Source organism: Streptococcus bouchesdurhonensis, from assembly GCF_948472335.1.
The window spans coordinates 1-12,307 of record NZ_CAOKTW010000023.1 but is presented as its reverse complement, the minus strand read 5'-3'; the positions used below and the strand labels follow the sequence as shown (position 1 = coordinate 12,307).

The window sequence follows — 12,307 nt, the reverse complement described above, 5'->3', positions numbered from 1 at the left end:
ACCGAGTTTCCTATTTTCACTGTGTTCTTTACGGGCTTTGTATCATAAACTATGCCTAAACGTACTGATATTCAAAAAATTATGGTGATTGGTTCTGGTCCGATTATTATTGGTCAGGCTGCTGAGTTTGACTATGCTGGGACCCAGGCTTGCTTGTCTTTGAAAGAGGAAGGTTATGAGGTTGTTTTGGTTAACTCAAATCCTGCAACCATCATGACGGACAAGGAAATTGCTGATAAGGTTTATATTGAGCCGATTACACTTGAGTTTGTGACACGTATTCTTCGTAAGGAACGTCCAGATGCCTTGCTACCAACACTCGGTGGTCAGACAGGTCTCAACATGGCCATGGAATTATCTAAAAATGGTATCCTAGATGAGCTTGGAGTTGAACTTCTGGGAACTAAATTATCTGCCATCGACCAAGCGGAGGACCGTGACCTCTTTAAACAATTGATGGAAGAGCTCAACCAACCCATTCCAGAATCTGAAATTGTAAACACTGTTGAAGAAGCTGTTGCCTTTGCAGCAACAATTGGCTACCCAGTCATCGTTCGTCCAGCCTTTACACTTGGTGGTACTGGTGGTGGTATGTGTGCTAATGAGGAAGAATTGCGTGAAATCGCTGAAAATGGATTGAAATTGTCACCTGTGACCCAATGTTTGATTGAGCGTTCAATCGCAGGTTTCAAGGAAATCGAATACGAAGTGATGCGTGACTCAGCTGATAATGCTTTGGTTGTTTGTAACATGGAAAACTTTGACCCAGTTGGGATTCACACAGGAGATTCCATTGTATTTGCCCCTGCGCAAACCATGTCAGACTATGAAAACCAAATGCTTCGTGACGCAAGCTTGAGCATCATTCGTGCCCTCAAGATTGAAGGTGGATGTAATGTTCAGCTGGCCCTTGATCCGCATAGCTTCAAATACTATGTCATCGAAGTAAACCCCCGTGTATCACGTTCTTCAGCCCTTGCTTCAAAGGCGACAGGTTATCCGATTGCTAAGTTAGCTGCTAAGATTGCCGTCGGTTTGACCTTGGATGAGGTTATCAACCCAGTCACAGGTTCAACCTATGCCATGTTTGAGCCAGCCCTTGACTACGTTGTTGCCAAGATTCCACGTTTCCCATTTGACAAGTTTGAAAAGGGTGAGCGCCGTCTTGGTACTCAGATGAAGGCCACTGGGGAAGTCATGGCGATTGGTCGTAACATCGAGGAATCTCTCCTTAAAGCTTGTCGCTCCCTTGAAATTGGGGTGCACCACAATGAAATGCCTGAACTTGCAGAGGTTTCTGATGATTCCTTGATTGAAAAAGTAGTCAAAGCCCAGGATGACCGTCTCTTCTACGTTTCAGAAGCAATTCGCCGTGGTTACACACCAGAAGAAATTGCTGAATTGACTAAGATTGATATCTTCTATCTCGATAAACTCCTACATATCTTTGAAATTGAGCAGGAGTTGGGTGCCCATCCACAAGATCTAGAAGTCTTGAAAACAGCTAAACTCAATGGATTTTCAGACCGTAAGATTGCTGAACTCTGGAATACTACAGCTGACCAAGTTCGCAAGCTTCGTTTGGAAAACAAGATTGTCCCAGTTTACAAGATGGTAGATACTTGTGCGGCAGAATTTGACTCTGAAACACCATATTTCTATTCAACCTATGGATGGGAAAATGAATCTATCAAGTCTGATAAGGAATCTGTACTAGTCCTAGGTTCTGGTCCAATCCGTATAGGTCAAGGTGTTGAGTTTGACTACGCAACTGTTCACTCGGTTAAGGCTATTCAGGCGGCTGGCTATGAAGCCATCATCATGAACTCAAACCCAGAGACCGTTTCAACAGACTTCTCTGTATCAGACAAGCTTTACTTTGAGCCATTGACATTCGAAGATGTTATGAATGTCATCGACTTGGAGCAACCAAAAGGGGTTATCGTTCAGTTCGGCGGTCAAACAGCCATCAACCTTGCGGAGCCATTGGCAAAAGCAGGTGTGACCATTTTGGGAACGCAAGTCGCTGACCTAGACAGAGCTGAAGACCGTGACCTCTTTGAGCAAGCTCTTAAAGATTTGGATATTCCACAGCCACCAGGACAAACGGCTACCAATGAAGAGGAAGCAGTGCTTGCAGCTCGCAAGATTGGCTTCCCAGTTCTTGTCCGCCCATCTTATGTACTTGGTGGACGTGCCATGGAAATCGTTGAAAACGAAGAAGACCTTCGTTCTTACATGCGAACTGCTGTTAAGGCTAGTCCAGACCACCCAGTTCTTGTTGACTCTTACATCGTTGGGCAAGAGTGTGAAGTTGATGCCATTTCAGACGGAGAAAATGTCCTCATTCCTGGTATCATGGAACATATCGAACGTGCAGGTGTCCACTCGGGTGACTCAATGGCCGTTTATCCACCACAAACCTTGTCACAAAAGGTGCAAGAAACAATCGCAGACTATACTAAACGCCTAGCAATCGGTCTTAACTGCCTTGGAATGATGAACATCCAGTTTGTTATCAAGGATGAAAAAGTCTACGTTATTGAGGTCAATCCACGTGCCAGCCGTACGGTTCCATTTCTTTCTAAAGTAACCAATATCCCTATGGCTCAAGTAGCAACTAAGCTCATTCTTGGTCAAAAACTTGAAGAACTTGGCTACCAAGATGGACTTTACCCTGAAAGCACCCGCGTTCATATCAAGGCACCTGTCTTCTCCTTTACCAAACTAGCTAAGGTAGACAGCTTGCTTGGTCCTGAAATGAAGTCAACAGGGGAAGTTATGGGTTCTGATACGACTTTGGAAAAAGCTCTCTATAAAGCCTTTGAAGCTTCTTACCTACACTTGCCAACTTTTGGTAACGTTGTATTTACAATCGCTGATGATGCCAAAGAAGAAGCCTTGGACTTGGCTCGCCGTTTCCAAAATATTGGCTATGGAATCCTCGCGACAGAAGGGACAGCAGCCTTCTTTGCCAGTCATGGATTGCAAGCCCAACCTGTTGGTAAGATTGGTGATGACGATAAGGATATTCCAAGCTTTGTTCGTAAAGGAAGAATTCAAGCTATCATTAACACAGTAGGAACAAAACGAACTGCTGACGAAGATGGAGAGCAAATTCGCCGTTCAGCCATTGAACATGGGGTGCCCCTCTTTACAGCCCTAGATACAGCTAACGCCATGCTCAAAGTATTGGAAAGCCGTAGTTTTGTCACAGAAGCGATTTAAATAGAAAAAAGAGAAGGTATAACGATCTTCTCTTTTTTGTTATATTTTTTCTTGTAAACTACTGCTTAATTAGCTTTTGCGATAAGCTTTAATACTATGGCTATACCACTCTTGCATTTCCTTTGATGGTGGTGTCATATAATCCCCATACATCTGGGTTAAAAATTGATCATATTTTTTAGGGACGGGCAACATACGGCCTTCAAACTCAGTTAAGATGAGTTCTTTAAAGGTATCAACTGGGAAGACTTCTTTCATACCTTCCTTACCAATCCCGATTCCTCCTTCATATTGAGGAGTGCTGGTTGCAGCATTTTTGACTAAATGCTCAATTTTCTTGTAAAAGTAGCGAGGATTGACCAATCGGAGGGCGTACCAGCTACATAATCTTAGAAAATCTTTTAATTTGCTATCACCGTGAACTGCGCGTGATTTTTTGATATAAGCCAGTTGACGAAGGGCTACATACTTATAACTCTTGTCGACAATGCTCAAGTCTGTAAAGCGATCAATTGGGAAGACATCGATAAAGAGACTGGTGTCATGACGCTTGTACTTAACATGGTCTTCGATAACAGTAGAAGTATCCAAAATCGATGCGAAATTATGGAAGTACCAAGAAGAAGTGTCGTAGGATAGAACCTTATAACGTGGATTGTCTTCTTCCTCAATAATTTTCAATAAGCGCTCATAATCTTCACGATAAAGGGAAATATCGATATCATCGTCCCAGGGAATCATACCTTTGTGGCGGATAGCTCCAAGCATGGTTCCATAACTTAGAAAATAAGGAATATCATGTTTCTTACAAGTCTCATCAATATAGTCTAGCAGGGCTAGTTGAATTTCTTTAATTTCTTCTTTTTCTAAATATTGCATCCTAATCCTCCAATTTGTAAGCGTGAAATTCATGACTGTAGAAGCGTTTTTCTTCTGGTGGTAGGGTCGTATAATCTCCATAAAATTGTGTCAAAATAGTATCAAATTTTTCAGGTGCAGGAAGGCTTAAATTTTCAAAGGGTAAATCAATTGTTTTATCAAAGGTACCACTTGGGAATACTTCTTTTTCCTTAAATTTAGAAGGGATAAAAGCCATATACTGCCCATTCTCACGACTATATTTTTGAATTTCTTTCTCGATTTTATGTGCGAAATAACGAGGAGAAACAGGTCGAAGGAGTAACCAGAAGGCTGTTCGTATCCAATCTTTTAAAAGGCTATCCTTATAGACAATATTTTTATGTTTACTGAAAGACAGAAGTTTGAAGCTTTCCAGTTTATAACAAGTATCAATGACCTTAGGATCATCAAAGCGATCCATAGGGAAAATATCGATAAAAACACCAGACTCATAGGTTTTTGTATTTCGAGTATCAATAATTTTAGTTGTACTGTCTGTTATTTTGATAAAGTTGTTAAAGTAGTTCTTATCAGTTTCTAAGGAAAGGAGCTTATATTTGCTTTTTTCCTTTTGAAAAATGTTTATAAATCGTTGGTAGTCTTCTCGAGGCATGGACAGATCAATATCGTCGTCCCAAGGGATAAAGCCCTCATGTCGAACTGCCCCAATCAGAGTCCCGTAGTTAATAATATAGTTGATATTGTGCTTTTTACAGAGAGTATCAATATAATCCAAAATTTCTAATTCAATTTGTTTGGCATCTTCAATGGTTAGTTGTTTCATTCTAAACTCCTATGATTTTTTGAATTTATTTTTTAAGGCTAGGACATGGTTTAAAAATTCATAGAAAATGCTATCTTTGGTGAAGGCAAGTAGACCAATATAAGAGATGGCTGATAGCAAGACAATCAAACCAGTATTAATCAAAAATGGCAAATTAATGACCATATCCACGGGATACAAGAAATTAATCAGGAAATAAATTCCTACAAAGGAAAGTGAAAAGAGCGAGTATCGAACAGTATAGCTAAAGATATGTCCTAAGTGAATAAGTTGTTTTCTATGGATGAAAATGATATAGAAAACAAGTAGAGAGGCCTCTGATAGCATAGTTGTCAGTAAGTAGTATTCAGGAGCCACGATATGGTTGAAAAAGAGGAGACTATTCAAGCCCAAATTGAGTAATCCTGCAAAGACTGTGTAGACTGTGATACGTTTTTCATAACCATTTGTAAAGAGAATTTGGGAACCAAGAATGGTATCTAAGGCCAGGATAATCGTACGAAAAGCGAAGAGAGAGGTCAAAATACCACCTCCGATATATTTTTCACTACCGTAAAGTAGGATGGCATTTGGTCCTAAAACCATGAGTCCAAAACTCAGTGGAATGATAAAGAAGTTAAAGATTCGACTACCTCTATTAACCAGAGAAACATAGGCTTCTTTGTCTCCTTTACCCAAATAGTAACTGAGACGAGGCACACTCACTCCGATAGCTCCTGTTACGACACCAGCTATAACGGTCACAATTCGCTGAGCCATGGTATAGTAACTAACGTTGACATCAATCCCTGTTTTAACGAGGAAGAGACGATCCAAAAAAGTGAAGAGCATATTGGCATTGGCAAAGACCAACATGGCTGTTAAAGGGAGAAAGAGCGGTTTGAAATCACTTATGTGAATCTTAACAAGCTTAATGTCTCTTTTAATCCAAAAATAACTAATCAGATAGTTAATCAGTGTCGATAAACTCATCACAAGTGTATAGACAACAATATCGTGTTCATTTTTGACAAACAGGAAAATAGAGACCAGCATCAGGATACGGATGAAGGCAGTCTTGTAAAAGAGAAAACTGTAATTTTCCAGAGCTTCATTAACCCATTCGATTGAAAAAATCTGGGCAATGAGTTGAATCCCCATAACAAGGTAGACTTTTTTGACGATTGGATTATCTGTAAAGAAGAGAGGATAGGCTAGGATATAGACAGCGGTGGTCAAAATCGTACAAGCTATGCACAAATAAAAAAGACTAGAGAAGGTTCTATTCAGATCTTTTTTGTTATCCTTGACATTACTGATGGCCCGTAAACCGTAGTTATAGACTCCATAAGTTGCAAAGGGTAAGAAAAATGACAAAATTGTGTCGACTGAGTTGAAGTAACCATAGTCAGTTCGGTCCAAGACACGCGCGACGTAGGTACCAGTTAAGATGGGAAAAATAATATTCAAGACACGAATTCCCATGTAAGATAGAGCATTTAATTTTATACTTTTCATTCAATTTACCTCGTTTTTCATTATATCATAAAGTCAGCTAATAAGAAATGAAGGGCAGTAATACTCTTCGAAAATCAAATTCAAACCACGTCAGCGTCGCCTTACCGTACTCAAGTACAGCTTACGGCTAGCTTCCTAGTTTGCTTTTTGATTTTCATTGAGTATAAGTCAAGTAATCACTTTGAAGTTTCAAAGTTTGATTTTAAGCTTTCTTTAAGAAAACTATATTATTCTGAAGAACTCTAAAATTTCACAGCCATTTATTGGTAATGACTACCGAATTCCTAGTCATTACTAGAAATGGACTAGTTATTTTGAATAATAGAACTCCTTAATCCTTCTATTCTAGAACGGGAGGGCCGGTATTTCTTTCATGATAGGACTAGATTGTGGTATAATAGAGAGAATAAGTTTTTTTAGTAAGACAAAGGAGAAAATAGATGATTTATGCAGGAATTCTTGCTGGTGGAACTGGCACACGCATGGGAATCAGTAACTTGCCAAAACAATTTTTAGAGCTAGGTGATCGACCTATTTTGATTCATACAATTGAAAAATTTGTCTTGGAACCAAGTATTGAAAAAATTGTAGTTGGGGTTCATGGGGACTGGGTTTCTCATGCAGAAGATCTTGTAGATAAATATCTTCCTCTTCATAAGGAACGTATCATCATTACAAAGGGTGGTGCTGACCGTAATACGAGTATTGAGAAAATCATTGAAGCCATTGATGCTTATCGTCCGCTTACTCCAGAGGATATCGTTGTTACCCACGATTCTGTTCGTCCATTTATTACACTTCGCATGATTCAAGACAATATCAAACTTGCGCAAAATCATGACGCAGTGGACACAGTGGTAGAAGCGGTTGATACTATCGTTGAAAGTACCAATGGTCAATTCATTACAGATATTCCAAATCGTGCTCACCTTTATCAAGGACAAACACCTCAAACATTCCGTTGCAAGGACTTCATGGACCTTTACGGTTCTCTCTCTGCTGAAGAGAAGGAAATCTTGACAGATGCATGTAAAATCTTTGTGATTAAAGGAAAAGATGTGGCCTTGGCCAAGGGTGAATACTCAAATCTGAAGATTACAACCGTAACAGATTTGAAGATTGCAAAAAGTATGATTGAGAAAGACTAGTAAAATGATTAATCAAATTTATCAACTAACTAAGCCTAAGTTTATCAATGTCAAATATCAGGAAGAGGCTATTGACCAAGAGAATCATATCCTCATCCGCCCTAATTATATGGCGGTCTGTCATGCGGATCAGCGTTACTACCAGGGGAAACGTGATCCGAAGATTTTGAATAAAAAGCTTCCAATGGCAATGATTCACGAGTCATGTGGAACTGTTATTTCTGACCCGACAGGAACCTACGAGGTTGGGCAAAAAGTTGTCATGATTCCTAATCAGCCACCTATGCAGAGTGATGAAGAATTCTATGAGAACTACATGACAGGGACCCATTTCTTGTCTAGTGGCTTTGATGGCTTTATGAGAGAGTTTGTTTCTCTCCCTAAAGACCGTGTGGTGGCTTATGATGCTATCGAAGATACGGTTGCAGCCATTACAGAGTTCGTCAGTGTCGGCATGCACGCTATGAATCGTCTATTGACCCTTGCTCATAGCAAGCGGGACCGAATCGCCGTTATCGGAGATGGAAGTTTAGCATTTGTGGTTGCCAATATTATCAACTATACTTTGCCAGAAGCAGAGATTGTGGTTATTGGTCGTCATTGGGAAAAATTGGAACTTTTCTCATTTGCCAAAGAATGCTATATTACTGATAATATTCCTGAAGATTTGGCCTTTGACCATGCTTTTGAGTGTTGTGGTGGTGATGGTACTGGACCAGCCATTAATGACCTGATTCGCTACATTCGTCCTCAGGGAACGATTCTCATGATGGGAGTTAGCGAGTATAAAGTCAATCTCAATACACGCGATGCCTTAGAAAAAGGCTTGCTCTTGGTTGGTTCCTCTCGTTCTGGTCGCATTGATTTTGAAAATGCAATCCAAATGATGGAAGTCAAGAAATTTGCCAATCGTCTTAAAAATATCCTTTATCTAGAAGAACCTGTAAGAGAAATTAAAGATATTCACCGTGTCTTTGCGACCGATTTAAACACAGCCTTTAAAACCGTGTTTAAGTGGGAAGTATAAGAACTGGAGGTTAATTGTGGAGAAAATCATTAAAGAAAAAATTTCTTCCCTACTTAGTCAAGAAGAGGAAGTCCTCAGTGTTGAACAACTGGGGGGAATGACCAATCAAAACTATTTGGTCAAAACAACAAATAAGCAATACATTGTTAAATTCTTTGGTAAAGGGACAGAAAAGCTGATCAATCGTCAAGATGAAAAGTACAATCTTGAACTACTAAAGGATTTAGACTTAGATGTAAGAAATTACCTTTTTGATATTGAAGCTGGTATCAAAGTAAATGAGTATATCGAATCTGCGATTACGCTTGATTCAACGTCAATCAAGACCAAATTTGATAAAATTGCTCCAATTTTACAAACCATTCATGCTTCTGGCAAGGAATTAAGAGGAGAATTTGCTCCTTTTGAAGAAATCAAAAAATACGAATCTTTGATTGAGGAAAAAATTCCTTATGCCAACTATGAAGCTGTTCGAGAAGAAGTCTTCTCCTTAGAGAAAAGACTGGCTGACTTAGGTGTTGACAGAAAATCTTGTCATATCGATTTGGTGCCTGAAAACTTTATCGAATCACCTCAAGGACGTCTTTACCTGATTGACTGGGAATATTCATCAATGAACGATCCAATGTGGGATTTGGCTGCCCTCTTTTTAGAGTCTGAATTTACTCGTCAAGAGGAAGAAGACTTCTTGTCTCACTATGAGAGTGAGCAAACACCTGTCTCTCGTGAAAAGATTGCCATTTATAAAATTTTACAAGATGCTATTTGGAGTCTATGGACAGTCTACAAAGAAGAGCAAGGTGCAGATTTTGGTGACTATGGTGTAAATCGTTACCAAAGAGCTGTTAAAGGTTTGTCATATTATGGAGGTTCAGATGAAAAATAAAAATGGAGTTTCTTTTGGTCTACTCTCAGGTGTTTTCTGGGGCTTAGGTCTAACGATTAGTGCTTATATCTTTTCGATTTTTACAGATTTGTCACCCTTTGTGGTGGCTGCTGCTCACGATTTCTTGAGTATCTTTATCTTACTAGCTTTTCTTTTGGTAAAAGAAGGAAAAGTTCGTCTCTCAATTTTCTTAAATATTCGCAATGTGAGTGTTATCATCGGAGCTTTGCTAGCAGGCCCTATCGGTATGCAGGCTAACCTTTATGCAGTTAAGTATATCGGAAGTTCCTTAGCTTCATCAGTATCGGCTATCTACCCTGCGATTTCTGTTTTATTGGCTTTCTTCTTTTTGAAGCACAAGATTTCAAAAAATACTGTGTTTGGGATTGTCTTGATTATTGGAGGGATTATTGCTCAGACCTATAAGGTTGAACAGGTCAATTCCTTCTACATTGGGATTCTCTGTGCTTTGGTTTGTGCTATTGCATGGGGAAGTGAGAGTGTTCTTAGCTCTTTTGCCATGGAAAGTGAACTGAGTGAAATCGAAGCCCTCTTAATCCGTCAAGTGACTTCATTCTTGTCCTATCTTGTGATTGTGCTCTTTTCTCATCAGTCATTTGCAGAAGTGGCCAATGGACAATTACTAGGTCTTATGATTGTCTTTGCAGCCTTTGATATGATTTCCTACTTGGCTTATTATATCGCTATCAATCGCTTGCAACCAGCCAAGGCTACAGGCTTGAATGTGAGCTATGTAGTATGGACAGTCTTGTTTGCAGTTGTTTTCTTGGGTGCACCGCTAGATATGTTGACAATTATTACGTCACTTGTCGTCATTGCTGGAGTTTATATTATTATTAAAGAATAAAGGAGATTCGTGTGAAAGCCATTATCTTAGCAGCGGGATTGGGAACTCGCTTGCGTCCTATGACTGAAAATACCCCTAAAGCCTTGGTTCAGGTTAATCAAAAACCTTTGATTGAATACCAAATTGAGTTTCTCAAAGAAAAAGGAATCAATGACATCATCATCATCGTTGGTTACCTTAAAGAACAATTCGATTACTTGAAAGAAAAATACGGAGTTCGCCTCGTTTTCAATGATAAATACGCTGACTACAATAACTTTTACTCTCTCTATCTTGTAAAAGAAGAATTAGCTAACAGTTATGTTATCGATGCCGATAATTATCTCTTTAAAAATATGTTCCGCAATGATTTGACACGTTCGACTTATTTTAGTGTTTATCGTGAAGATTGTACCAATGAATGGTTCTTGGTCTATGGAGATGACTACAAGGTTCAAGATATTACTGTTGATAGCAAGGCTGGTCGTATCCTTAGTGGTGTATCATTCTGGGATGCTCCAACTGCTGAAAAGATTGTCAGCTTTATCGATAAGGCTTATGCAAGTGGCGAGTTTGTTGATCTCTACTGGGACAATATGGTTAAGGATAACATCAAAGAGTTAGATGTCTATGTTGAAGAATTAGAAGGCAATAGCATCTATGAAATCGATAGTGTCCAAGACTATCATAAATTAGAAGAAATTCTTAAAAACGAAAATTAAAGATTCCAACATCTGGCTAAAATAGTCGGATGTTTTTTTGATTTTTTACGAATAAATAGATGAGTAGAAAAAGAAATGGAGTTATTTATGAAAATCACAAACTATGAAATCTATAAGTTAAAAAAATCAGGTTTGACCAATCAACAGATTTTGAATGTCCTAGAATACGGTGAAAATGTTGATCAAGAACTGTTGTTAGGTGATATTGCAGAAATTTCAGGTTGCCGAAATCCAGCTGTTTTTATGGAACGTTTTTTTCAGATAGACGATGCGCATTTGGAGAAGGAGTTTAAAAAATTTCCATCTTTCTCTATTTTAGATGACTGTTACCCTTGGGATTTGAGTGAAATATACGATGCGCCTGTACTTTTATTTTACAAGGGAAATCTTGACCTCTTGAAATTTCCTAAGGTAGCGGTCGTGGGAAGTCGTTCTTGTAGCAAACAGGGAGCTAAGTCAGTTGAAAAAGTCATTCAGGGATTGGAAAATGAACTGGTTATCGTCAGTGGATTAGCCAAGGGCATTGACACAGCAGCTCATATGGCAACTCTTCAGAATGGCGGAAAAACCATTGCAGTGATTGGAACAGGACTGGATGTGTTTTATCCTAAAGCCAATAAACGCTTGCAAGACTACATCGGCAATGATCATCTGGTTCTCAGTGAATATGGACCTGGCGAACAACCTCTTAAATTTCATTTTCCTGCCCGTAATCGCATCATTGCTGGAATTTGTCGTGGCGTGATTGTAGCAGAGGCTAAGATGCGCTCAGGGAGTCTCATTACCTGTGAGCGAGCAATGGAAGAAGGACGCGATGTTTTTGCTATTCCTGGAAGTATTTTAGATGGACTATCAGACGGTTGCCACCATTTGATTCAAGAAGGTGCAAAATTGGTCACCAGTGGGCAGGATGTTCTTGCGGAATTTGAATTTTAAGACGAAAACTCGCTTACTAGACAAACTTTTCTTCTATATATAGGAGCTAAGTCTTGACAGTTATGGCAAAATGGTTTACACTTTATAAAGTTTATTACTTTGAAAAGGTGTGATACTGTGGCTACGGCAACAAAAAAGGAAAAATCAACAGTTAAAAAAAATCTAGTAATCGTGGAGTCGCCTGCTAAGGCTAAGACGATTGAAAAATATCTAGGCAGAAACTACAAGGTTTTAGCCAGTGTCGGGCATATCCGTGATTTGAAGAAATCCAGTATGTCCGTCGATATTGAAAATAATTATGAACCGCAATATATCAATATCCGAGGAAAAGG

11 protein-coding genes are annotated in these 12,307 nt (G+C 39.2%); 8 read left to right on the top strand and 3 right to left on the bottom strand.

Going from position 1 to position 12,307, the window contains the following annotated elements:
* Positions 1-51 precede the first annotated feature (51 nt).
* Positions 52-3,228 carry a carbamoyl-phosphate synthase large subunit gene (gene carB, locus QMQ21_RS18685; RefSeq protein WP_261814956.1) on the top strand — a complete coding sequence of 1,059 codons (3,177 nt, stop codon included), beginning with the start codon at positions 52-54 and terminating at the stop codon, positions 3,226-3,228.
* A gap of 69 nt (positions 3,229-3,297) precedes the next feature.
* Here carB and QMQ21_RS18680 read toward each other — a convergent pair whose 3' ends face one another.
* Genes QMQ21_RS18680 through tacF form a run of 3 tightly spaced genes read right to left on the bottom strand, consistent with a single transcriptional unit; the run spans position 3,298 to position 6,409 of the window.
* Complete coding sequence (locus QMQ21_RS18680) at positions 3,298-4,107, bottom strand: LicD family protein (RefSeq protein ID WP_261814955.1); 810 nt, start codon at positions 4,105-4,107, stop codon at positions 3,298-3,300.
* Between the two features lies 1 nt (position 4,108).
* Positions 4,109-4,912: a LicD family protein gene (locus QMQ21_RS18675; RefSeq protein WP_261814954.1), complete on the bottom strand. Its 804-nt coding sequence runs from the start codon at positions 4,910-4,912 to the stop codon at positions 4,109-4,111.
* 9 nt (positions 4,913-4,921) lie between these two features.
* Positions 4,922-6,409: a type IV teichoic acid flippase TacF gene (tacF, locus tag QMQ21_RS18670; protein ID WP_261814953.1), complete on the bottom strand. Its 1,488-nt coding sequence runs from the start codon at positions 6,407-6,409 to the stop codon at positions 4,922-4,924.
* A gap of 440 nt (positions 6,410-6,849) precedes the next feature.
* Between tacF and QMQ21_RS18665 the strand changes: the two genes are divergently transcribed.
* The 7 genes from QMQ21_RS18665 to QMQ21_RS18635 all read left to right on the top strand — a co-directional run.
* On the top strand, positions 6,850-7,557 hold the full coding sequence (locus QMQ21_RS18665) for an IspD/TarI family cytidylyltransferase (RefSeq protein ID WP_000638493.1): 708 nt from the start codon (positions 6,850-6,852) through the stop codon (positions 7,555-7,557).
* A 4-nt stretch (positions 7,558-7,561) separates the two neighbouring features.
* Positions 7,562-8,584, top strand: a complete 1,023-nt coding sequence (locus tag QMQ21_RS18660) for a ribitol-5-phosphate dehydrogenase (protein ID WP_000609877.1) — start codon at positions 7,562-7,564, stop codon at positions 8,582-8,584.
* A gap of 16 nt (positions 8,585-8,600) precedes the next feature.
* Positions 8,601-9,470: a choline kinase LicA gene (gene licA, locus QMQ21_RS18655; RefSeq protein ID WP_049546500.1), complete on the top strand. Its 870-nt coding sequence runs from the start codon at positions 8,601-8,603 to the stop codon at positions 9,468-9,470.
* Positions 9,460-10,338, top strand: a complete 879-nt coding sequence (locus QMQ21_RS18650) for a DMT family transporter (RefSeq protein ID WP_000791850.1) — start codon at positions 9,460-9,462, stop codon at positions 10,336-10,338. Before licA ends, QMQ21_RS18650 begins: the two co-directional genes overlap by 11 nt.
* An 11-nt stretch (positions 10,339-10,349) precedes the next feature.
* Entirely contained in the window at positions 10,350-11,039 is a 690-nt protein-coding gene (locus tag QMQ21_RS18645) for a sugar phosphate nucleotidyltransferase (protein WP_000643974.1), read from the top strand.
* A gap of 87 nt (positions 11,040-11,126) precedes the next feature.
* Positions 11,127-11,975, top strand: coding sequence for a DNA-processing protein DprA (gene dprA / locus QMQ21_RS18640; protein WP_033685171.1), 849 nt, complete (start codon positions 11,127-11,129; stop codon positions 11,973-11,975).
* A 117-nt stretch (positions 11,976-12,092) separates the two neighbouring features.
* The coding region (locus QMQ21_RS18635; protein WP_261814952.1) for a toprim domain-containing protein at positions 12,093-12,307 on the top strand (215 nt) is incomplete at its 3' end.

What these genes read in the sequence shown, in the direction of transcription:
- carB (WP_261814956.1), top strand. Translation starts at nt 52, where the DNA reads ATGCCTAAACGTACTGATATTCAAAAAATTATGGTGATTGGTTCTGGT.
- QMQ21_RS18680 (WP_261814955.1), bottom strand. Translation starts at nt 4,107, where the DNA reads ATGCAATATTTAGAAAAAGAAGAAATTAAAGAAATTCAACTAGCCCTG.
- QMQ21_RS18675 (WP_261814954.1), bottom strand. Translation starts at nt 4,912, where the DNA reads ATGAAACAACTAACCATTGAAGATGCCAAACAAATTGAATTAGAAATT.
- tacF (WP_261814953.1), bottom strand. Translation starts at nt 6,409, where the DNA reads ATGAAAAGTATAAAATTAAATGCTCTATCTTACATGGGAATTCGTGTC.
- QMQ21_RS18665 (WP_000638493.1), top strand. Translation starts at nt 6,850, where the DNA reads ATGATTTATGCAGGAATTCTTGCTGGTGGAACTGGCACACGCATGGGA.
- QMQ21_RS18660 (WP_000609877.1), top strand. Translation starts at nt 7,562, where the DNA reads ATGATTAATCAAATTTATCAACTAACTAAGCCTAAGTTTATCAATGTC.
- QMQ21_RS18650 (WP_000791850.1), top strand. Translation starts at nt 9,460, where the DNA reads ATGAAAAATAAAAATGGAGTTTCTTTTGGTCTACTCTCAGGTGTTTTC.
- dprA (WP_033685171.1), top strand. Translation starts at nt 11,127, where the DNA reads ATGAAAATCACAAACTATGAAATCTATAAGTTAAAAAAATCAGGTTTG.